Below are 22,990 nucleotides of genomic sequence, written 5' to 3'. Positions count from 1 at the left end.
CTGATTGAAAAGAAAAGAATCTGAAACCATTCTTTTAGGGTTATACACATTTATTTTATCTTTGCACGATTATATTTCCAATCATAGTTTTCTATAAAATGGACGAATGCCTTAACAACATTCCATTCTAATGATTCCTTATGATAATACATCCACGTTCTTCGTAATATAGGATTTCCTTCTTGATCCGTTATAAGGACTTTAGATAAGTCTTCTATACCACTAAGTACCCTGCTGGAAAGGATACCATATCCTAATCCATTTATAACCATTTCCTTACACGTATCAACTTGGTCGACTTCTATACTGATAAAGGGTGCTTGCGCATAATTTTCAGCCCACCAATGATCAATGATTGATTTTAATAAGTAATCCCCTCTATATTCAATTCTAGGAAGACGAGGAAGATTCGTAATTTCAATCTCATCCTTTGAAGCAATGCAAATGGTTTCCTCAAATAATTGATGTTTCGATAATCCCCTACATCCATAGTCTCCCCGAACAAAACCAATATGAACATCTTTATTGTGTATAAGTTGGGTTACGTCTCTGCTCCATCCCGTAATCACCTTGAATTCAACATGGGGAAATTGCCTTTTAAATAGTTTCAAAATATAAGGAAGTTCATAATTCGCAAAGAAATTAGATACCCCCAATTTCAACGTACCGACCACTTTATTACTTTCGTTATTGCTCATATTTTGGACATTTTCTTTTATCTTTTCATAATGAGCGAGGGCCTCCTCAGCACAATGGACAAGATATTCTCCTTGTGGGGTAAAATGCACTCCACGTCTTTCACGGGTTACGATTGTAACCCCCAGCTGCTCCTGCATATGCTTTAATCTGGTCGTTAAAGCAGGTTGAGTAAGAAATAATAATCGAGCAGTTTTTGTAAGATTTTTTTGATTATAAAGTACCTTCAGTATTTCCCAGTCACGGTAATCCATTGTCCCACCCTGTAATCTGATATTAAGATTTTTTATAAATAAAAATAATTTTTTTGAATTTTATTTATTGTCATTATTGCATTATCCTTATGCTTAATCAATTGTTAATTACTTCACTACCTATCCAAATATTAACACATGAAAAACTCAATCATGGGGGTATTCCAGAATGGGAGAACAGAAAAATCAACGAAATCCATGGAGGAAATTTAATGGTCCAAACCTTGGATATGTAATAGAACAATATGAGCACTATATGAACGGTATCGATACCGACCCAAAATTAAAAGAGTTTTTTATTAAATGGGGATCACCCTTGTCTTTTGAGACAAGTCAATTGAAAGAAAGCCTCGAACATGAACCTGTTATCTCAGGTAATTCTGCAGAAATAGAGAAAGTGATGAGAGTGATAAAACTGCTAGAAGACATTCGCTCACATGGACATCTAGCGGCAAAAATGAATCCGTTAGAAGTGAATGAAAAACACCGCAATTTATTCAGTCCTGAAAAATATGGGATAAGTGACTATGACTTGAAAGCGATTCCAGCTAAACTCGTTTGGGAGGATACACCTGAAGGCGTTCAAACCGCTTGGGATGCGATAAACCATTTAAAGAATCTTTATACCTCTACACTAGCTTACGAATTTAACCATGTTGATAATATGGACGAAAAAGCATGGTTAACTAGGATCGTGGAGACAGGGAGCATGCATCGCTCCTTATCGAAGGAAGAACAAACAAACCTTTTAAAGAGTTTGACAGAGGTGGAAGGATTTGAACAATTTTTACATAAAACCTTTGTCGGTCAAAAGAGATTTTCTATTGAAGGTGTAGACATGCTCGTACCAATGCTAAATCAAGCGATTCACGAAGGTGTCGGGGATCAGGTACAAAATGTCTTGATTGGAATGGCTCATCGTGGCCGCTTAAGTGTCTTGACGCATGTATTAAACAAATCATACAGCAAGATTTTCTCTGAGTTTCAGCACTCTTACGCCAAACAACAAGGACCGTCGGCAGATTTAGTCGATATTAGTGAGGGTTGGACAGGAGATGTGAAATACCATTTAGGCTGCAATCGGTTCGTGGAAGGTGAAAGTACCGTTCGTACACGAATTACCTTAGCGAATAATCCGAGTCATCTTGAATTTGTCGATCCAGTCATCGAAGGGTTTACAAGAGCAGCCCAAGAAGAACGACAAAAAGCAGGATATCCCAAGCAAGATGTTAAGAAAGCATTTCCGATACTGGTACATGGCGATGCTGCATTTCCAGGCCAGGGAATTGTAGCGGAGACTTTAAATTTAGGTGGATTAAAAGGATATCAAACAGGAGGGACCATTCATATCATCACGAACAACATGGTCGGCTTTACGACAGATAGCCGCGATTCTCGTTTTACGAGATATGCGAGTGACTTGGCAAAAGGCTTTGAAATCCCAATTGTGCATGTAAATGCTGATGATCCAGAAGCTTGTCTGGCAGCTGTTCGTCTTGCCTATCAATATCGTTCTCGTTTCCACAAGGATTTCTTGATTGATTTAGTCGGATACCGACGATTTGGCCACAATGAAATGGACGATCCTGCGGTCACCCAGCCCCAGGTTTACAAAAAAGTTGCGAGCCATCCAACGGTAAGATCCTTATATTCCGACCAGTTGCAAAATAAAGGTATTTTGAATGAACAAGAGGTCGAACAAATCAATCGCAGCGTGCAAGAAAGGCTCCAAGCCGAATATGACAGAGTGTTGGAGAGGAAACCTTATGAGCCATCTGCAGTTGTACAGGTTCCCGGGGTTATCACGAAAGGAATTCCGCAATTGAAAACAAGTGTACAGCTTAATATCCTTCGTGAATTAAATCATGAATTGCTGAAATGGCCGGAAAGCTTTCACGTTTATCCAAAATTAAAGCGGATTCTGGAGCGTCGTGAAATAGCACTGGAGGAAAATGGGAAAGTAGAATGGGCGGTAGCAGAAGTGCTGGCATTCGCGACGTTGTTAAAAGAAGGAACACCGATCCGGTTAACGGGTCAGGATTCCGAGCGTGGAACGTTCGCTCAGCGTCACATTGTGCTGCATGACACAGAAACCAACGAAACCTATTCACCCTTGCATCATCTAACGCAAGCCCGCGCTTCGTTTGCGGTTCATAATAGCCCACTGTCTGAAGCGGCTGTTGTAGGTTTTGAATATGGCTATAATGTCTTTGCTCCTGAAACACTTGTAATATGGGAAGCACAGTACGGTGATTTTGCTAACACAGCACAACCTCTGTTTGATCAATTTGTTTCATCCGCTAGAGCAAAATGGGGACAAAAGTCAGGGCTTACCCTTCTTCTGCCTCACGGTTTTGAAGGCCAGGGTCCAGAGCACTCCAGTGCCCGTCTTGAACGTTTTTTACAGTTGGCGGCAGAAAACAACTGGACGGTTGCAAACTTAACAAGTGCTGCCCAATACTTTCATATTTTGCGTCGTCAAGCATCCATCTTAGGAACAGAGTTTGTCAGGCCGCTGGTCATTATGACACCAAAAAGTCTGCTTCGTCACCCGCTGGTCTCTTCTCCTGGCACTGCTTTAAGCGCTGGCAGTTTCCAAACGGTTGTGGAGCAACCTCAGCTCGGAAAAGAGAGAGAAAAAGTAAAGCGGCTAGTGTTAACGACTGGTAAGGTGGCCATCGATCTGGCTGCAGAAATTGACTCAAGTAAAGAAATTCAAAAATTAGACGAAATACACATCGTTCGTATCGAACAATTGTATCCATTCCCGAAGGAAAAAGTAGAAGAAATTTTAAAGCGCTATCCGAACCTGAAGGAAATCGTTTGGGTACAGGAAGAACCAAAGAATATGGGAGCTTGGCATTATATCGCCCCTACCCTCTTTGAACTTGCTTCCAGCAAACTGACAGTCGGTTACATTGGACGACAGGCGCGTTCAAGCACGGCAGTAGGCGATTCAAACGTTCATAAAAAGGAACAAGAACATATTGTCCAACAGGCTTTGAATTTTAATATTTTAATAGATACACAGAAACATGAAAGAGAGTTAGTTAGAAGCTAACCATGATCAACAGCAAATACCAAGATAAAAATATTACTTAATATTCTTAGGAGAGATGAAACTTGATGGAAATTAAGGTACCGGAGTTAGCAGAATCCATTTCAGAAGGAACGATTTCACAATGGCTAATTAATATTGGTGACAAAGTATCCAAAGGAGATAGTGTCGTAGAACTGGAAACAGATAAAGTCAATATAGAATTAAATGCTGAATATTCAGGTGTAGTTACGAAGGTATTAAAAGAAACAGGCGATACGGTGGAAGTAGGCGATGTAATTGCAATTATTGAGGATGGCACAGCTGAGGAAACCGTTGTCACCACAACAGCTCCGGAAAAATCGGTAGAAGAAACTTTAAATCAACAAAGCATCCGGTCAGAGCAAGATCTTCCGAAAGCCAAACGACCAATTGCTTCTCCAGCTGCAAGAAAATGGGCAAGAGAACTGGGAATCGATTTAAATCAGGTAAATAGCAGTGACCCACTAGGCAGAATTCAGTCAAATGATGTCAAAGCCTATTCACCTGCACCTCCGGTAAAAGAAGAACCAAAATTGGAAAAGGCAAGTCCAAAACGAAAGGATCAACAAAATGATGTGGAATTTGATAAACCTGTAGAACGTGTAAAAATGTCCCGCAGACGTCAAACCATCGCTAAACGCCTTGTAGAGGTCCAACAAACAGCAGCGATGTTGACCACATTTAACGAAGTTGACATGTCTGCGATTATGGATTTACGCAATAAGCGGAAAGATGCCTTTTTCGATAAACATGGTGTTCGTCTTGGATTTATGTCGTTTTTTACAAAAGCAGTGGTTTCAGCCTTAAAGCAATTCCCTCTTTTAAATGCAGAAATTCAAGGGGATGAATTGCTGATCAAGAAGTTTTACGATATCGGAATTGCGGTGGCAGCTCCAGAAGGTTTGGTCGTTCCAGTTGTACGCAATGCGAACCAGAAAAATTTTGCGGAAATCGAACAAGAAATCGGTAATCTTGGTAAAAAGGCTCGTGATAACGCCCTCACTTTGAATGATTTGCAAGGTGGAACATTTACGATTACAAATGGTGGAGTTTTTGGATCTTTAATGTCCACACCGATTTTGAATAGTCCGCAAGTAGGCATTCTCGGTATGCATAAGATCCAAACAAGGCCAATAGCCATTGATAGTGAACGAATGGCAAACCGTCCGATGATGTATATCGCACTGTCTTACGACCATCGAATTGTGGATGGGAAAGAAGCCGTTAGCTTCCTGGCGATGGTAAAAGAATTGTTGGAAGATCCTGAAACCTTATTATTAGAAAGCTAAAACTTTAGGGAGATCTATTAATGGAAGCTAAATATTGTAGAGAATCAAGAGTGATTCGAACAAGTCGTGTATTCCCAAACGATGTGAATAATCATAATACATTATTTGGCGGCCGGTTAATGAGCGATATAGACCAAGTCGCCTCTATTTCCGCAGCGCGCCATAGTCGAAGCGAATGTGTAACTGCTTCAACGGATTCAGTCGATTTTTTACATCCAGTACGCCCTACCGATTCCGTCTGTTTTGAATCTTATGTGACATGGAAAGGCACATCATCAATGGAAGTATTTGTGAAAATTATCGCGGAAGACTTAAAAAGCGGTAAGCGAAAAATCGCGGCGACTGCGCTCCTAACATTTGTCGCACTTGATGAGAATAAGCGCCCAACTTGGGTTCCGGAAGTGATTCCTGAAACAGAAGAAGAGAAAAAATTGCATGAAACCGCCCCCGAGCGGGCAAGAATGCGTAAAGAAAGAAAACAAAAAAGTAAAGAATTAGCTGCATTTTTAACAATGGATCATCCCTAGGCTCGACACATCTCATGAACGATATTGTCCAAGGCCAAGTTCTATTTTCTAGAGTTCGTATGCAAACTAAAAATAGCCACTCCGGATTTTGGAATGGCTTTTTTCTATTAATTACACGTCCCATGCGGACTCGGGCACCCAATTACTTCTTTTTCAATCTGGATGGTACTGTGCTCGATATGGAACTCATCATGAAGTATTTTTTGGGATTGTGACAAGATATTATCATGTACGCCGTCATCGAAAATCGTCATATGACAGCTTAGCACAGGATATCCTGACGTAATCGTCCAGATGTGTAAATCATGGACTTCCTTCACGGTCGGGATCTTGCATAACGCCTTTCTTACCTCCGTGATATCAATTTGGGAAGGGGTTCCCTCCATCAAGATATGAAAAGAATCTTTGCTTACCCGATATCCACTGATAAGAATTAATACAGCAACAATACAGCTCGCAATCGGGTCAGCAATTCCCCAGCCGAAAAACATGATAAGTAAGGCAGCGATAATAGCTCCTACCGAACCAAGCATGTCACCCATTACATGTAAAAAGGCGCTTCTGACATTTAGATTATCTTCCTTGTCACCCTTCATCAAAATCCATGCCGCCACGATATTGACTACTAATCCAGTAACAGAAATGATTAACATCCCCGAACTTTGTACCTGAGGCGGATTGAAAAAGCGATGAAAAGCCTCAACAAGTATATAAATAGAAATAATCACAAGCGTTAAACCATTTAAGGCGGCAGCAATAATTTCAAACCTCTTATAGCCGTAAGTTTTTTCCTGTGAGACCTTTTTCTCACCAAGCTTTAAAGCGTAAAAGCTTAATCCAAGTGCAGCCGCATCGCTCAGCATATGGCCTGCATCCGACAATAGTGCAAGGCTGTTTGTAACAATACCGCCAATCACTTCTACTATCATAAAGGCAGCTATTAATAAGAAAGAACTTAATAGTGCTTTTTTATTACTTGTATGTGAATGTCCATGCGAGTGGCCGTGTGAATGGCCATGATGGTGATGATGACCCATGTTGATCCCCCCAGAGCTCTTAAATGTTAAGTTGCTCTCTTCTCTTTCTAAAACGAAAATATTCCGATTAAGGCTAGTCTTTTCTAATCTTTATTTTTCAATTCATCATTTCTTTATCTTTAACTCTTAATAATCGTAACCCGTTTAGGGTCACAAGCAATGTCACACCCATATCAGCAAAAATGGCGATCCACAAGGTCAGCCAGCCCGGAACGACTAAGAGAAGAGCAAGCAATTTGAAAACAATCGATAAAGTGATATTCTGCTTGATAATTTGCAGCGTTTTCCGGCTTAACCTGATGGTGAACGGGAGTTTCTTTAAATCGTCGTTCATCAAAGCAATGTCGGCAGTCTCGAGGGCTGTGTCGGTTCCTGCCCCGCCCATCGCAATTCCGACGGTAGCAGCAGCCAGTGCCGGCGCATCGTTCACACCGTCACCAACCATAGCAACCCTGCCGTACTGAGCTTTTAATTTTTTTATAAACGTTAATTTATCTTCCGGAAGCAGCTCTGATTCTACTTGATTAACTCCCGTCTCACGGGCAATCGCTTCAGCTGTGATATGGTTATCTCCTGTAAGCAATATGGTTTGCTTAATGCCTAACTGCTGGAGTCGTTCAATGACAAGTCGGCTGCTGTCACGAACCTCATCAGCGACCGCAATCAAACCAAGTATCTCTTGATCATTTCCGGCAATCATAACGGTCTTACCTTGTTCTTGCAGGTAAGAAACTTTTTCTAATACAGCTTCTGGCACTTCTTCAAATAACTTCACGTTGCCTACACGATATTCCGTTCCATCTACAATCCCTTTTATTCCTTTTCCTGTAATGGATAAGAAATCCTCCACCACATAATTCTGCAGAAGATGCGCGGCTTTTTTTATTATGGCAGAAGCAAGTGGGTGCTGTGATTTACTTTCAAGTGCCGCAACAACTCCCAGGAGGTTTTCATCATATGTGAAGTTCACGAAATCCGTCACTACTGGAACCCCTTTGGTTAGTGTTCCTGTTTTATCAAACGCAATAGCCTTCAATGCTCCTGCTTCTTCTAAAAAACTCCCGCCTTTGATGAGCACGCCATTTCGTGCTCCGTTGCCAATCGCGGTAACAATGGAAACAGGCGTTGAAATGACTAATGCACAAGGACAGCCAACCACTAATACCGCAAGCCCCTGATAGATCCATTCCTGCCAGCCTGCACCAAAGAACAGGGGAGGAACAACGGCTACAAGTACGGCCACAAGGATAATAACTGGCGTATAGTACTTAGCGAAGCGGTCAACAAACTGTTGTGACGGGGCTTTTTCCGCCTGTGCTTCTTCAACTAAATGAATGATTTTCGCAATCGTTGTGTCATCCACCAGTTTCGTTACTTTTATTTTTAAAAAGCCAGCTTCATTGAGGGTACCGGCAAATACCTCATCCTCAACTCCTCTTTCAACCGGAACTGATTCACCTGTGATCGCGGCTTGATTGATCGTGGATGTTCCCTCAATGATTACCCCATCCATCGCTATCATTTGGCCGGGTTTCACCAGCATCGTGTCACCAATTTCGATATCGTCCGCTTTTAAAAGAAGTTCCTTTCCGTTGCGGACGACAAGTGCTTCTGTAGGAGCATGTTCCATCAGTGCGCGAATCGAATTTCTGGCTTTATCCATGGAATAGCCCTCGAGGACCTCACTAATCGCGAAGAGAATGACAACTACTGCCCCTTCTCGCCATTCACCAATAATGGCGGCACCAATGATAGCAATCGTCATGAGTGTTTTCATGTCGAAATCAAAGCGGCAAAGGTTTGTTAAGCCTGTTTTAAACAGTGGATATCCACCTATTAAAATAGCAGCGGCAAAAAGGATATTTTCAGAAAAAATATAGCCTGCGAGCAGGAATAAAAGTGATAATCCTAAAAGAGAGTAGCGTTTCCAAAACGGTTCCCTTGGGATCACAGCTTGCTTTTCTTTTTCAGGGACAAGTGTTAATTTTTCAAAAGCACCTGCTTTATGCAGTTCTTCAAGGCTTGTGTTTCCATAGACTGTGAGCTTGGAAGCTCCGAAATTAACTTTGGCATCAACAACACCATCCAGGTGCTGTACGTTCTTTTCGAACTTGGCGGCGCAGCTTGTTCAGGAAAAGCCTTGAACACGATAAACTTGTTTCTCAGTCGCTTCACTCACGGCCAGCCACCTCCTTCTGATGCGCAAAAGCAATATCGATTAATTGTTTAACGTGATCATCATCAAGGGAATAATAGACAAGCTTTCCCTCTTTACGGTATTTTGCAAGGCCGAGGCCTTTAAGGTGACGCAAATGGTGGGAAGCTGTTGCAGTGGTCGCCCCGACAATATGGGCAACATCACAAACACAAAGCTCTTCTTCAAGCGTTAAGGCATAAGCAATTTTTAAACGGGTTTCGTCTGATAAAGCTTTAAAAAGCTTGGTTACATCGACAATATTTCCGTTCGTGATCTGCTGTTTGACTCGGGTGGTTTTCTCGCTATCGACACAGGTAACTTCGCAAATATCCTGATCTTTCATTTCTAGTCACCTTCTTCATTCAAATGATCGTTTGATTATATGATATTCAAATGAGTGTTTGAATGTCAATAATATTGTTGCTAATTTTGGAGATATTAATAAAGTGTTTAGTTCGTTATATTACCCTTTTAACAAAAAAAAGAACCCAATGGGTCCTTTTCATTATTTAAAAACAGGCTCTTTTAGTTTTTCCTTAACCATAGATGTGAAACGGTCAACTTCAATCGCATATCTTGGACGGCGTTTCACTTCACGATAGATTTTACCGATATACTCACCAATCATTCCGATCCCCAATAATTGCAGCCCGCCAACAAACCAGATCGAAATCACTAACGATGTCCAGCCAGACTCTGTATGCCCTAAGAGCTCTTGAACAATCGCGTAGCCGCCAACCAAAGCACTAACGATTACGGCGAGAAAACCTAAAAAGGTAACCAAGCGAATCGGCGCTACACTGAAGGAAGTCATTCCATCAAAGGCGAAGGCGAGCATTTTTTTCAACGGGTATTTCGACTCCCCGGCCGGCCTTTCTTTTCGGTCATAATAGACTTTTGCTGAAGTAAATCCGACTAAGGGAACCAGACCGCGCAAAAACAAATTAATCTCCTTATATTTCAACAGTTCATCTAATGCCCGTTTACTCATCAGCCGGAAGTCGGCATGGTTGGGGATGAGTTTAATTCCTATCCACTCCATGAAACGGTAAAAGAACAATGCTGTGTTCCGCTTAAAGAAGGTATCTGTCTCGCGGCTATCCCTCACGCCGTAAACAATATCGATCCCTTCCCAGTATTTCTCAACAAAGGTTTCAATCACATTGATATCATCCTGAAGGTCGGCATCGATCGAGATTACGCAATCGGAGTATTGATTGGCAGTTTCGAGACCGGCAATGAGTGCGTTCTGATGACCAACATTTCCGGCTAACTTCAGCCCGGTAACGAAGCTATTTTTCTCGCACTCGCTCTCAATCATATTCCAGGTTTGGTCCTTACTCCCATCATCAACAAATAATAGTTTACTATTTTTTGAAACAAGCGATTCCTCGATTAAATGTTCCATTACTTTAGTCAATTGCAACATGGTTTCCTTCAATACCGCTTCTTCGTTATAGCATGGAACCACGATGGTTAAAATCGGTTTATTCATCTGAAATTTCCCTCCTTACATGACTTGATAAAGGTAAATTTTCCAGGCTGAATCTTTTTGGTTAAAGGTCTTTTTCAGTTCTAGATGATTTTCTTTGGCATTGAAAATCGGTACAGCCGAAAAGATGTACCTCCCGCCCATTTGTTTAAAAACGGTTGTATTTAACTGCAAATGATGTATTTTCACTTTCGAATCTTTTTTAAATTCATAGTGTTTCCCTAGTTCAGCGACAAACAGATAACACCTGCCGCCCCACTGGTCAAAGTATTTTTTTAATGTCGGGCTTTTGTCCAGCTCTCCTGCAATAATTCTTCTAAACTCATGTTTGTAGTCTAACGGATAAAAGTTATTGTACGTATCCAAGGTGTAAAAGCCATTATACTGGGCGATGGCCGGGTGGATTCCGATACTTGCGACCCGGTAACTGCTCTTCGGTTTGCCAATATAATCAGCGATTTCTTTAAACTGCTCAGTCGCATAAAACTGTTTAACGGATGGCTTCCCGGCGACACGATAGACAATTTCATCGTTTGCACAGAATAAGACAATCAGTTGAACAATTAAGCATATTTTAACGAAAGACTTCCACCGCTTGCCTTTTTGCCACAAAATAAACGCCCCAACTGCAAACATCAAATAGATGACGAGCGGCCTTAGAAAATGGAACCGGGCAAAATTAAAGGTATTTAATAAAGAGAACCTCTCTTTAAGAGGCTGCCACCCTTTATAAAACCAAAAGGCATACCAAGTGGAAAGCAGAATATTAAAGATAAATAGGTAAATATATCGTTTGTCTGCCTCGTTCCGCTCCTTCTTTTTCCAAAGAAAACCGATAACAATAAATGAAAGCGGCACAATCACCAAGGTATGAAGGGTTAACACATGGGTATGGCCAAGAAAATAATTCTTACCGATGAGACGGATGGTATGCCAAAATCCCAGCGTCGAACTGACAAATTCATTTCGGCTTGTTGGAGCATCCGGAAATACCAAAGAATCCACAAGACGGTACTCTATTAATAAGTATATAACCGTCATTAATACAATACTGCTGAAGAACACCCCGTTTAGTTTCCGCTTGGCGAGCAGATCTCTCATCCACAGGAGTCCCATCATAAATAAAAAGAAGAAAAATCCTAACACAAAGCTGGAATAGAGCGGCAGCAGAATCAGTGTTAGCCATTCTTTCCACGAATAGCGTCCTTCCCGGATATTCATAAACGCCCACAATGCAAGCGGCATTCCCAGTGTACTCAACATTCCTGATGGCCAGAAGGGAGTTAAGGCAAACGCAAGCGATACCCAAACACGGATTGGACGGGCCTCTTCTGCTTTCACAAAGTGCCGTTTTATCAAAAGATACATTCCGAGAAAGGCAAACAGTCTTGTAATGATTTGACTTAACGCGTAGGCGAGCATTGATGGAAAAAGGTGATGGAGCCACTGTATCCCGCTAAACTCTGTCCCAAATGCATTTCGCGGAAGGCCATTGATGACTTGCGGAATGACGGAATGAATACCGCCGAATAATTGGCCGCTATTCTCTAATACTTTGTACCAAGCAATATTCGAGTCCAAATTATCATGGACCCTAATATGGGCATTTTCCCCCAAGATAAACAGAGGGGACACATATACCATGATGAGACAGATTGCCAACATGATAGATGTGTTTTCTGATTCTAGTTTTATTTTTCTGCAAAGCTTTCTCATGGCTAAGAGAACATTTCCTCCTGATGCCTATCTCTTTCTAAGCAAATTAGTCTTTTTCAGGATCGTCCCTTCCACACTTTCATACACCCCAATGATTCTTTCTATAAATTGGTTCAGTTTATCTGATTGAGCAAATAGATAGTGTACTGCCAAGGCAACGCTAACCCCAATCAGCATTCCCGCAGTGACATCCAATGGATAATGGACGCCTGTCCATACGCGGGACACAGCGATTCCTGCTGCTAAAACCAGCCAGATCCAGCCATCTCGTTTGATCCAGATCCATATGGCTGTTGCGATCACAAATGCAGCTGTCGCATGGTCACTTGGAAACGAAGCATTTCTCGTATGGGGAATCAACCAGTTAACATGATGGGCCACAAAGGGACGGGCCCGATAATAAAAGTGACCGATCACCCCGTTGAGACTAAGGGCGATACAGGTGGACAGGATCGCCTCCACGATCATTTTTCGGTTATTAGCTTTTGGATAAAACCAATAAAAAATAATGGCTATAAAAAAGAGATATTGCGCTTTTTCTGCTAGAAATATCATCAATGGGTTTAAAAATCGATCACTTACCGCCAGATGATTGATGATTTGAAAAACGGCGTAATCTAAATGAGACATCTTTATCCTCCTTCCTTATTGTGCACCAGCACGTTGTAATACGGCAGATGGCCGGATAACTTCCGGTGCTGCACTTTGCGGCGGCTGGTACAACACATCTAGAATCGTTTCGACTAAGGTTTCCTGGCAATCAAGCTCGATCCCTTTTTGATAGGAATCTACGGCTTGTTCCCATTCTTTCATTTTTTTAGGGTTGTTTAACACTGTTAATAATTGCTGTTCGATTGGCTGTTCCTGATCAATAACAAATACCAGCTTTTGTTCTTTTAAAAAGCGCATATTGACTTTTTCCTGTCCAGGGAGCATGGAATGAACAAAGGTAGGAAGCTTTTTGTGCAATGTTTCACTCACCGTTACACCGCCAGGCTTTGACATGACCGCATCCACCTCTTCATAAAGATCATTCATGGCCGACCTTGAAGAGAGGTATGGCACGGGCTTTATATGTTCGAGTTTCCAAGAGGAAATCTCTTCATACAATTTCTTATTTTTGCCGCATAACACAAGATAATCTAATTCACTAGAATCTTTTATTTCCTCCAAAAGCTTTCGTATTCCGCCCAGCCCGCTATTTCCTCCGGCAATTAGTATTTTCGGCCGCCCGTTTAGGGGGGTGTGAACCTTGGAGACTTTAGTAATCTCTTCATGAACAGGAATACCGGTTACCATCATCTGGTGCTTGGGAATTTGAAACCTCTTGGATAGTGTTTCTTTTACCTGTTGGCTTGGAACGAAATGGGCGTCAATCCCGGTCTTGCCCCAAACGCTATTGACAAAAAAGTCGGTGTAAACATTGATCACCGGAGTGCTGCATTTGCCTTTTTTCTTTAAAAGGCTGAGCAGATAGGAGGGGAACCCATGAGTACAAACAAGTAAATCCGGTTGTTCTTCTTGCAGCAATTGTTCCATTTTTTTTAAAAAGAGTGGCTGGTACCATTTAAAAGCCGGCCTTTTTGTATCTGGAATGTAAAAAAAATGGTTGTATGCGAGATTATAGGTTTCAGGTGCATAGCGAATCCAATTTAGGTAGCCGTTGGAAATCATTTTTTCGAGTGATTTATTGGTATAGCTTAGTAAATCTATTTTCTTAACCGTAAGATTGGCAGTATGATTCTTTAATTTATCCATTAATGCCTCAGCAACTTGATGATGACCTGATGGCATTTGTAAGAGTGGTAAAAACAAGATTTTTTTCATTTTGTCCATCTCCTTACTTTATGTCCTATTTACTGTACCACTCATTTTAGTAAAAGATGGGTTTTTAATAGATTTTTAATCAAGCCTTCAGTGATTTTTTAAGTGAAATGGCCCAGTTCAACTTGAACTGAGCCCTATGCCTAATACTCTGATGGATCTTTTTAAAAGATTTCAATCTTTCATATTCTTCCATGGTAAACGTCAAGATGGTACCATGTTTAAAGCTATACTGGAATTTAAACGATTGATCCGAACGAATCTTCCTTTTGACATTTTGTCTGCTATGAACGGAACATAACCGAAAGATTGCTTTTTAACCTTTTGGACGGATTGGCTATAGACCATCGAGGGGCTAGGCGCCTGGAGCTGGACCATTCTCGAATTCGAAGTTTATGCTTTCTTATCTTTTAAATAAAAAACCTGAGCCCCTAATCTATCTAGGGCTCAGGCTGTTTATTCTTTATTTTGATATTTATTAGGTTAAACGGGCTCTTTTTCGTTTCCGTAACCATACGTAAGTCATAAATAAGAGAAACGAAGCGATACCTACACATGGAATATACGCTGGATTAATATAAAAGGCCTTTCCTGCATAAAATCCTACTGACATAACTGGGATCGTCCACAAAAGCGTGCCGGCTAGGGAGAGCAGTCCAAATTTCCGGAAAGGTATTTTGGTGATCCCGGCAAAATACGGACTGATTTGCCTTAGGCCCGGCATGTAAAATCCAAATAGAATGGTTTTCTGGGCATTTCTCGAGTAGAAACCAACGGCTTTTCCCCAGCGCTTATCAGTAATCCCTACATACTTTCCAAACTTTTTAACAAATGGGTAGCCTAGATATTTCCCGCAGGCGTAGGCAGAAAGCATACCGGTAAACACCCCAAGGAAGCTGACCAGCAAACTTAATTCAAATGAAAGTTTATGCTCTCCACACAATATCCCAATTAAAAAGAGCAAAGATTCCTCCGGAGCAGGAATCCCGACGATGCCAAAAAATAAACAGACAAAGATCACGATGTAGCCATATAAATTCAAATAATGTAGGATCGATTCTATAGTCATATTATAATTCCTTTAATGTAATAAATTTCGTCCCGTTATCGATAGCTTCCTTTAAATAGATTTCTAGATTGTTAATCATATAGCCCGGTGCATCTTGATCAGCTCCCAGCGTTTCCCCGCAGTCATGAAGCAAAAGGATCGCCCCTGGTTCTACCGCTGTCCGCAGCTCTTCCAACAGGTCGTCTTTGGCCTTCTCTCTTTTCCAATCTCCAAAAATATGCGACCACATGATCTTTTTGTAAGGTTTGCTAATTATCAAGCTAAAAAGGTTGAAATGCCCCCATGGCGGCCGATAAAAAGCGACCTTTTCATTTGTGCATTCCATAATCGCCTGTTCTGTTAAGGCTAGCTCTCTTTTAATGCGAAAAGGTGAGCAGATCCAGCTTGAGACATGATGAAAATGATGAATCCCGATCGTATGTCCTTCCTCGCTCATCCGTTTTACGATCTCCGGATAGCGGTTTACCTTACTGCCCACCACAAAAAAGGTAGCTTTGACATGATACTTTTTTAACAGGTCCAACAACAGTGGGGTATAATTGGGATTAGGGCCATCGTCAAAAGTGATCGCTATTTTCTCAGACTGAAGCCTTTTCTTGATACCCCAACTATTTATACGAATCAGCACAGTTGGTATGATCGCATATACCATTATGAACAAGATCATTAACCCGATACTTAGCCATAATATTTTCATTATTGTTCCTTTCTCAGCTTTTCGGTAAAAATAATTCTGCCTCCGTTCCTACACCTTCCGTACTGCTGATTTTAATTTCACCATGATGCTGTTTCATGATATTTTTCGCAATGGCTAGACCTAGGCCTGTTCCCCCAGTTTCACGGCTTCTAGCCTTGTCCACTCGGTAAAATCGTTCAAAGATATTTTTAATTTCATATTCCGGTATGCCAATTCCGTAATCTTTAACTTTAATGATGGTATTATGTTCATTCTCGTTCAGATAGACATCAATATGGTCTGTACTGTATTTGATGGCATTATCAATGATAATAATGATGGCTTGTTTAAGCTTTAACTCATCCGCTGACACCGTAATAGATGAATTTGCGAAGTAAAGATTAATTTCCCGCTTATAAGCACTTTTAAGCTGTTTGATGATGTTCTGACATAATATAACTAAATCAATGGGCTTGGCATCCAAGTGATTCCCTGATTCTGTATCAGCTAGGTTCAGAAATCTTTCGGTCATTTTTTGAATCCTAGTGGCTTCTGAATGGATGGTTTCAATTGCTTCCAGCGCCTCGGCCTCATTACGGATTCCCCGTCTTAATAGATGGTCCGCGTAACTCTTGATCACTGTCAGCGGTGTTTTTAATTCATGGGAAGCATCGGAAATAAATTGTCGTTGTTTTTCTAGATTTTCTTCTAATCTGCCAATCATCCGATTGAAGGTTACCGCCATTTTTTGCAGTTCGTCTTTTGTATCATGCTGGATGACAATCTTTTTCGGAATGCCGCTCTGTTCAATGTCCTCCATCGTGTTAATCATGTTAGAAATCGGCCTCATAATCAAATTGGACAGCCATCGGCCGCCAAGCATCGCTAATAAGGCACCTAAAATGGTACTAGAGATTTGTATCGATAGTAATACATCCTTCGCCAATTCGAGTCCTGATAATTTCTCGCCTATCTCCAGTGTCCCCGTAATTTGACCGCTGGAATGGATCGGTACCCTGACCATTAAAATTTGCTCTTCATGATTTTTTTGCCTGATTGTCTTTCTAACCGCTTCTTTTTCTTTAACAAATTTAGGCTTGATTTTTGCTGCCAATTCTTTATCATTGGTTACTTCATTAGTCATTTTTGAACCTGGTTGAACAATCCTAATAAAAGAATGCATGGTTAAATAAGGTGTTAACTGATCTTTTTTTAGGGCAGAAGATTTGTCCAGGTTCATCTCCTTTATCAGGGTATCTGCTTTTTGATAAAGCTCTTGATCTTCCATGTTCACGGTTATTTTCATAAATGAAAAAAAGACAACCGCATTCACAGCCACTAATACACAGAGAATCCAAGCAGTTGTCATGATGTTTATTTTGGTTGTAATCTTCATTGCTTAATTCTCCTTTATGGTATAGCCAATTCCCCTCACTGTTTGAATAATGGTTGGGCCTCTAAAGCCTTCTTCGATTTTCTTTCGTAAATGTCTGATAAACACATCGATGACATTTGTTTCTCCTTCATATTCATATCCCCAGACATGAAACAGGATATTTTCTCTGGTGACAATTTTATTTTTATTAATTAACAAATAAACTAGCAAATCAAATTCCTTTGGGGTTAGGGTAATGGATGCATCCCCCCTGGTCACTTCTCTTGTTTCTCGATTTACTGTTAGGTCTTGAAACGCTAAAATCGATTCCTCCGGTTGAGACGCCTTCAAAGCAATTGTATTTTGTCTGAGGCAGGAACGCACTCGCGCTAATAGTTCCTCCATTTCAAACGGTTTTGTTATATAGTCATTGGCCCCTTGGTCAAGACCTGTCACCTTGTCCATCGTCAGGTTTCGGGCTGTTAACAAAATAATTGGAACGAGGTTGTTTTCCTTTCGAATCTTTCTTAACACCTCAATCCCATTCATTTCAGGAAGCATGACATCTAATAGGATTAAATCCGGTTTTTCGGTGAATGCCGCCTGTAAACCTTCTTTCCCGTCATAAGCGACTACTACCTTGTAACCTTCGTATTCAAGTTCAATTTTTAAGATTTTGGCAATTTGTGGCTCATCCTCAACCACCAAAATTTGCTGCTGTTGCTGCATGTTTTGCCCCCCTTTTTTTAGTAAGGTAGAGAAACTTTATTTTTTATTTATTACATCCTCTTCAATTTAGCACTATTTTTTATTAGTTTTCTTGATTTAATTAAATTTTAATCTTTTTTTTCATGTGCCTGAACCCACAATAATTGGAGACAAAAAAAGAACAGCCCTCAGCCATTCCCAGTCAAATCTCGTTCTACTACTTTATTTTTCAACCGAGCCGTTAGGAGTAAGGCGAATTTATGCATGGCCATCATCAGTATTCCGGCAATAATGAGATCAATCCTTGAGTTGAATGCTGACGGAAATATACCGAGTGAATTTAGCCCAGCAGGTGTAATGCATAGATTTGCCATCATTTCGCTTAGGAGCGGATTGGTTACACTTCCAAAAAGTCCGCTCAAAATGAGCTGGCCGCAGGCCGGCAGCAGTAAAATTCCACTTAAGAAGGCAAATTGTTTATTCTGTTCCCTTACAATCGGGCGCCAAATCATGAAGGATAAAAGTAATAGCAGGAACAGATAACTATTGTGGATGAACGGATGTAAGGTTAGAAACGTTAAAACAGCTTGAAGATGATAAAAGAAAAACATGATAGCAAAGGTAACTAATGCAACAAATGGGGACAGACTTATTCCTTTTACAATCGGCGTGTGGGTTTCTGGAATACCTAGTAAAAAAAGTGGTGGGATGACAAAAAATAATATACTCATCTGGATCATATGCAGGCTGAATAATAAATGATTGAGTGTCGATAAGGGGCTGCCAATTGTGAGATAGAGTAAGAATAAAGAGGAAAAGAATAATAATGGCTGGGTAGGATGGATTTTGAGTTCTGGATGCGTACGTAATAAAGCAACATATATAATACCGATACAAAAAAGACCTGCCATTAATGGGAGGTTCCACACCAACTGACCTTCAAGCAAAAAAACATCTAGCATATCTCTTCCTCCCTCTGAATAATCCTGATGGGCACATGGAGAAAGTCACCTTTTTACAACGCTTATCTGAACTATAGATTATATGATTTCAATCTCGAAATATTCCCTAAAATACTGGGGGTCCCTCGTCAGAAATGGAAATAGAAATGGAAAACACCCCTTCCATTATTTAATATAGAAGGAGTGTTTAGATTGGAAATGGTGTCAGGCACCAACCATTTCCTGGAGGGTGTGTTTTCTGATCGCGAGGACGAGATCGGCAAGGAAGTAGAGCCCTACAGCTGACCAGATCCAGGCCCATAGAGGCTCTATGCTACCATATAGCGAAACCATTCCGGGGTGAATCCACTTTATACAAATTAGTGATAAAAATCCCCAGCAGATGGAAAAAGGTAAACAAATATGACCATGCAGCTGGAACGGTGTTTCTGAATAATCCCACCATTGTCTTTGAAATAATTTCTGCAGCAGTGTCCCGCTTGCATACTCAACAAGGGTGGGGATGATAAAACATAGAAGGAGTACGTATACCCAATGGGAACCCTGTGGAGTTAAGTAGACCAATAACACAGGGGCGACCCCGTACATCGGTTTAAAGGGTCCAAATAAAAAATTCTCCTTAAAAAATTCTCGTTTGGTGACGTAGTTATAACTATTTTCGAGCAGCCAGCCAATGAATGAATAGAACGTGAAATAAAAAAGGATGGCAGCGGCTCCTTCTATCGTAAGTACCTCTACAAGTTGAAGTTCCAAGCCTTTTAACCAACTATGAGTCATGGCTAAACCACCTTTCACAGATAAGATTTTCCCATTTTAGGATTAACCGTGAAGATGGAGATTATACCAAAAAATCCGGTTTATTACAGCCATCAAATGCAAAAGGTGCCTGACACCATTTAGGTATCAGACACCTTTATATTAGTTTCAATAGGGAGAAACTTAATCTCTAATTGTTTTTAATGCTCCGCTCCATTTGACTACTTCGTCAAGCATTGCAGTTACATTTGTAAGGTGTAGTTCAGCTGGTTTGAAGACACTGCCGTTTTCGAAGTCAGTGAATAATGACAAAGTTGGGTGTGTACGAACGTCTGCCACTTTTAATTCACCTAAGATGCCGCGTAAATGTTCAGCTGCACGAGCACCGCCAGTTGATCCATAGCTTACGATACCAGCAGCTTTGTCATTCCAAGCTTCACGTGCAAAATCAAGAGCATTTTTCAAAGCGCCAGTGATGCTGTGGTTGTATTCTTGAACAACGAATACGAAACCATCTAAGCTAGCTAGTTTTTGATTCCATGCAGCAATCCCTGGTTCTGTTCCATCAGTAGTTCCTAAGAATGGTAGGTTGAAGTCAGCGATATCAACGATTTCGTAATTAGCATCGCCGCGTTTGTCAGCAATTCCTTTTACCCATTCGCCTACTTGTGGACTAACGCGTCCTTGACGTGTACTTCCTAAAATAATCCCGATATTTAATTTTGTCATTTTATTTTCCTCCTCTGGTGTGTTACCAAATAATCGATTTAACAAACCCATTGTTAGCACCGCCTTCTTGATGATATATCTTAGATGTGAGTATCTCAAAGTTGTTTATTTTTAATTCGAGATAATCATATAACATTATTTTTATCAAGTCAACTTTTTTTTGAAGGTAATGTGATGGATTTTGTGAACTAATCATTACAATTGGCTTAATCTCCCTATTAAGCATAGTTTACATATTGGAATTTATTCAGAGAATAATATATAAATGCGTGATTTAGTTCACTTAATTGATAATGTTTTTCATTTATATTATAGATAGAGAACATAAGGAGGAACATTATGGAGAAACAATCGATTAAGACCTATCAGGAATTTAGTGAGGACAAATTTACAAAACGGGTTATTTATAATAATGACAGCAGTACTGCATTTGTCCTAAACTTCTTTCCCGGGCAAAAACTGCCCGTACATAAACACCCTGGCGCGGAGGTCTATCTGCTTGTGGTGTCCGGAAGCGGCACGATTATCATTGACGGGAAAGAAATAGGGGTAACAGAAAAAGATGTAATTCATACCAGTGATGATGAGGAACTTTCTTTTATCAATACAAGCAGTGAGTCTGTTAGTTTGTATGTAGTGTTAAATAAGCTTTCCAAATAAGAAAAGATTGAAATGAAAAAAACATTTGGATTTAAGAAGGATATAATGGATATCCAAAAAAGTGATCGTCTACGTTCAATGCTTCAAGAGGCATTGTCACCTTTTATAGAGAAGATAGAAAGGTTAGAAGCAGAAATACAGTCGCTAAAAGAGGAACAAAGTGAGCTTATAAAAATACTCAAAAGTCAGTGATTTGCTCCCTTTGGATTTGCAAATAAAATAAGCTAAGAGGAACTACTTTGGTTCCTCAGCTTATTTCCCCCTGTTACTCAGGTCTTATCATTGGGTCATAATCTTATGCAGGATTTGTCGGTTCCGAGTAAAACTCATCAAGATCTCCTCTGGCTAATCCTTTCGTATACTCAATTATACGATCTGATGGATCATGTGTTGTACCTTCAATAAATAGGCAAGGGCTTTCACTTTTTATATTGAGCAATTGACTTTCGTTCTGGTCCGAATAAGAAATTCTCATTCGCTTTTTTGTTTTACATTTTTAACCATAAAAAACATTAAATAAACGTTCCGCTGCTTCAGCAATCTTTTCTTCCTGCAGATTGGCAAAACCCAAAACCAAGCTGATCCTGTTTCCCCTGTGATGATTCTCCTTTAACATGAACCGCCGCATAGAATAGATTTCAAGCTTGACTTGTACCGCTCTTTCTTCAATTTCCTGATAACTTTTCCTCGTATCAAAATGAGCCAGAAAATGCAGTCCTGCCGGTACATCTTCAATTTGTATTTGAGCTTGAAACCTTTGTTGAAGTTCGGTGATTAATAATTTTCTCCGCTTTTCATACTGATGGTTCATCCTTTTGACGTGTCTGGCATATTCTCCTCTTTCGATAAAATAATGCAATGTGAATAGCATCAAAGAATTGCTGTATTGTATGAAATTAGCATAATACTCTCGGTATTCCCTCACAAGATCGGGTGGTAAAACCATGTAACTTATCCGTAACCCAGGGAGCACAGTTTTCGAAAAAGTCCCCATGTAAATGACTCGTTGATTTCGATCTAAGCTTTGCAAAGATGGAATGTTATCTGTTTCATATTTAAATTCACTGTCATAGTCATCTTCGACAATGTACCGATTATCGCCTTTGGCTGTCCAGTTTAATAGCTCGATTCGTCGGGATATCGGCATAATTTTTCCGGTTGGGAATTGATGGGAGGGTGTAACAAACACAACATTTGCCTTTGTTGCTTCAATTACTGCCATCCTAATACCCTGGTCGTCTAACGAGACAGGATGAACGTCAAAATTCATTTTTTTCAGAAGCTGATAGAATCGAGCATAACCCGGATTTTCTACCGCAATGATAGAATCCTTGCTTATCAATTCCATCAATTGGCCTACTAATAATTGTGTGCCAGCCCCAATAACAATTTGCTCTGGCTTACAATTGACGCCCCGGGTCAAGGCGATCATCCGACAGATCGTATCCCTCACTTCATAAGGCCCTTGTGAATAAGCAATTTCCGAGAGCTCTCTTGAATATGATTGAATCGCTCTCTCCTGACACTTCATCCATTCCTTAAAAGGAAAAAGTGTAACATCGGAAGCCATATGCGACAACGAAAGCCATCCATCCCGGTTTACGGGTTCTTCCCTTAAATCCTCCGGCAAGTTATCTTCAAATAAATCCTCTTGTTGAATAAATTCAGTAATGTCTTCAACAAAGTACCCTTTTCGCTCAATAGTATAAATATACCCCTCCGCCAAAAGCTGTTCATAGCCAAAGCTGACCGAATTAATGCTGACGCTTAACTCTTCGGCTAATGACCTTTTCGATGGAAGTTTTTCATTCGCTTTTAACTTCCCTTTTAAGATGTTCTCCTTAACCCCCTCGTAAATTTGTTGGTAGATATAATTGGTATCCCTCTGTTTATCGATTGGTATGAACATTCTCACCCATCCCTGTCTGGTACCTAATTTTTTTC

22 protein-coding genes are annotated in these 22,990 nt (G+C 40.5%); 5 read left to right on the top strand and 17 right to left on the bottom strand.

Annotated elements, in window-relative coordinates; genetic code table 11:
- Positions 1-50: 50 nt before the first annotated feature.
- The gene (locus AAHB15_RS11140) at positions 51-950 is read right to left on the bottom strand and encodes a LysR family transcriptional regulator (RefSeq protein ID WP_335573662.1); all 900 of its coding nucleotides are present in this window, start codon (positions 948-950) and stop codon (positions 51-53) included.
- Between the two features lie 169 nt (positions 951-1,119).
- On the opposite strand from AAHB15_RS11140, the gene AAHB15_RS11135 reads away from it, so the two are divergent.
- From AAHB15_RS11135 to AAHB15_RS11125, 3 genes are all read left to right on the top strand, one after another.
- Entirely contained in the window at positions 1,120-4,011 is a 2,892-nt protein-coding gene (locus tag AAHB15_RS11135; RefSeq protein WP_335572032.1) for a 2-oxoglutarate dehydrogenase E1 component, read from the top strand.
- Between the two features lie 62 nt (positions 4,012-4,073).
- On the top strand, positions 4,074-5,318 hold the full coding sequence (gene odhB / locus AAHB15_RS11130) for a 2-oxoglutarate dehydrogenase complex dihydrolipoyllysine-residue succinyltransferase (protein ID WP_335572031.1): 1,245 nt from the start codon (positions 4,074-4,076) through the stop codon (positions 5,316-5,318).
- 20 nt (positions 5,319-5,338) lie between these two features.
- Positions 5,339-5,845 carry an acyl-CoA thioesterase gene (locus AAHB15_RS11125; RefSeq protein WP_335572030.1) on the top strand — a complete coding sequence of 169 codons (507 nt, stop codon included), beginning with the start codon at positions 5,339-5,341 and terminating at the stop codon, positions 5,843-5,845.
- 107 nt (positions 5,846-5,952) lie between these two features.
- Here the strand turns inward: AAHB15_RS11125 and AAHB15_RS11120 are convergent, their stop codons facing one another.
- From AAHB15_RS11120 to AAHB15_RS11055, 14 genes are all read right to left on the bottom strand, one after another.
- Complete coding sequence (locus AAHB15_RS11120) at positions 5,953-6,882, bottom strand: cation diffusion facilitator family transporter (RefSeq protein WP_335572029.1); 930 nt, start codon at positions 6,880-6,882, stop codon at positions 5,953-5,955.
- 97 nt (positions 6,883-6,979) lie between these two features.
- Positions 6,980-9,067 (bottom strand): heavy metal translocating P-type ATPase, encoded by a 2,088-nt coding sequence (locus AAHB15_RS11115; RefSeq protein ID WP_342042440.1) that lies wholly within the window; start codon positions 9,065-9,067, stop codon positions 6,980-6,982.
- A complete protein-coding gene (locus tag AAHB15_RS11110) occupies positions 9,054-9,422 on the bottom strand; it encodes an ArsR/SmtB family transcription factor (RefSeq protein WP_342042390.1) in 369 nt (122 codons plus the stop codon). The genes AAHB15_RS11115 and AAHB15_RS11110 overlap by 14 nt, the downstream gene beginning before the upstream one ends.
- Before the next feature lie 162 nt (positions 9,423-9,584).
- Positions 9,585-10,574 carry a glycosyltransferase family 2 protein gene (locus AAHB15_RS11105; protein ID WP_335572027.1) on the bottom strand — a complete coding sequence of 330 codons (990 nt, stop codon included), beginning with the start codon at positions 10,572-10,574 and terminating at the stop codon, positions 9,585-9,587.
- Between the two features lie 15 nt (positions 10,575-10,589).
- Positions 10,590-12,287, bottom strand: coding sequence for a DUF6044 family protein (locus AAHB15_RS11100; RefSeq protein WP_335572026.1), 1,698 nt, complete (start codon positions 12,285-12,287; stop codon positions 10,590-10,592).
- Between the two features lie 27 nt (positions 12,288-12,314).
- Positions 12,315-12,917: an undecaprenyl-diphosphatase gene (locus tag AAHB15_RS11095; protein WP_335572025.1), complete on the bottom strand. Its 603-nt coding sequence runs from the start codon at positions 12,915-12,917 to the stop codon at positions 12,315-12,317.
- Positions 12,918-12,932: 15 nt separating this feature from the next.
- Positions 12,933-14,114 carry an MGDG synthase family glycosyltransferase gene (locus AAHB15_RS11090; protein WP_335572024.1) on the bottom strand — a complete coding sequence of 394 codons (1,182 nt, stop codon included), beginning with the start codon at positions 14,112-14,114 and terminating at the stop codon, positions 12,933-12,935.
- 475 nt (positions 14,115-14,589) lie between these two features.
- The gene (locus AAHB15_RS11085; protein WP_342042389.1) at positions 14,590-15,180 is read right to left on the bottom strand and encodes a DedA family protein; all 591 of its coding nucleotides are present in this window, start codon (positions 15,178-15,180) and stop codon (positions 14,590-14,592) included.
- A gap of 1 nt (position 15,181) precedes the next feature.
- Entirely contained in the window at positions 15,182-15,877 is a 696-nt protein-coding gene (locus tag AAHB15_RS11080; protein ID WP_186446550.1) for a polysaccharide deacetylase family protein, read from the bottom strand.
- A 13-nt stretch (positions 15,878-15,890) separates the two neighbouring features.
- A complete protein-coding gene (locus AAHB15_RS11075) occupies positions 15,891-17,252 on the bottom strand; it encodes a sensor histidine kinase (RefSeq protein WP_335572022.1) in 1,362 nt (453 codons plus the stop codon).
- A 3-nt stretch (positions 17,253-17,255) separates the two neighbouring features.
- Positions 17,256-17,960, bottom strand: a complete 705-nt coding sequence (locus tag AAHB15_RS11070) for a response regulator transcription factor (protein ID WP_335572021.1) — start codon at positions 17,958-17,960, stop codon at positions 17,256-17,258.
- Positions 17,961-18,127: 167 nt separating this feature from the next.
- A complete protein-coding gene (locus tag AAHB15_RS11065; RefSeq protein ID WP_335572020.1) occupies positions 18,128-18,901 on the bottom strand; it encodes a cytochrome c oxidase assembly protein in 774 nt (257 codons plus the stop codon).
- 204 nt (positions 18,902-19,105) lie between these two features.
- Complete coding sequence (locus tag AAHB15_RS11060) at positions 19,106-19,678, bottom strand: putative ABC transporter permease (protein WP_335572019.1); 573 nt, start codon at positions 19,676-19,678, stop codon at positions 19,106-19,108.
- A 162-nt stretch (positions 19,679-19,840) separates the two neighbouring features.
- Positions 19,841-20,437, bottom strand: coding sequence for an NADPH-dependent FMN reductase (locus AAHB15_RS11055; protein WP_335572018.1), 597 nt, complete (start codon positions 20,435-20,437; stop codon positions 19,841-19,843).
- 288 nt (positions 20,438-20,725) lie between these two features.
- On the opposite strand from AAHB15_RS11055, the gene AAHB15_RS11050 reads away from it, so the two are divergent.
- Both AAHB15_RS11050 and AAHB15_RS11045 read left to right on the top strand, forming a co-directional pair.
- Positions 20,726-21,046: a cupin domain-containing protein gene (locus AAHB15_RS11050; protein WP_342042388.1), complete on the top strand. Its 321-nt coding sequence runs from the start codon at positions 20,726-20,728 to the stop codon at positions 21,044-21,046.
- A gap of 12 nt (positions 21,047-21,058) precedes the next feature.
- Positions 21,059-21,238: a GapR family DNA-binding domain-containing protein gene (locus AAHB15_RS11045; RefSeq protein ID WP_342042387.1), complete on the top strand. Its 180-nt coding sequence runs from the start codon at positions 21,059-21,061 to the stop codon at positions 21,236-21,238.
- A gap of 103 nt (positions 21,239-21,341) precedes the next feature.
- Here AAHB15_RS11045 and AAHB15_RS30175 read toward each other — a convergent pair whose 3' ends face one another.
- Positions 21,342-21,521 carry a UTRA domain-containing protein gene (locus tag AAHB15_RS30175; protein ID WP_446715859.1) on the bottom strand — a complete coding sequence of 60 codons (180 nt, stop codon included), beginning with the start codon at positions 21,519-21,521 and terminating at the stop codon, positions 21,342-21,344.
- Between the two features lie 21 nt (positions 21,522-21,542).
- The gene (gabR, locus tag AAHB15_RS11040; RefSeq protein WP_446715858.1) at positions 21,543-22,961 is read right to left on the bottom strand and encodes a MocR-like transcriptional regulator GabR; all 1,419 of its coding nucleotides are present in this window, start codon (positions 22,959-22,961) and stop codon (positions 21,543-21,545) included.
- Between the last annotated feature and the right edge of the window lie 29 nt (positions 22,962-22,990).

The sequence above is a fragment of the Bacillus sp. OTU2372 genome (assembly GCF_038440275.1).
Classification (GTDB): domain Bacteria; phylum Bacillota; class Bacilli; order Bacillales; family Cytobacillaceae; genus Neobacillus; species Neobacillus bataviensis_B.
Note: the sequence above shows the minus strand (reverse complement) of the source record. Positions and strands in the feature narration are given on the sequence as shown.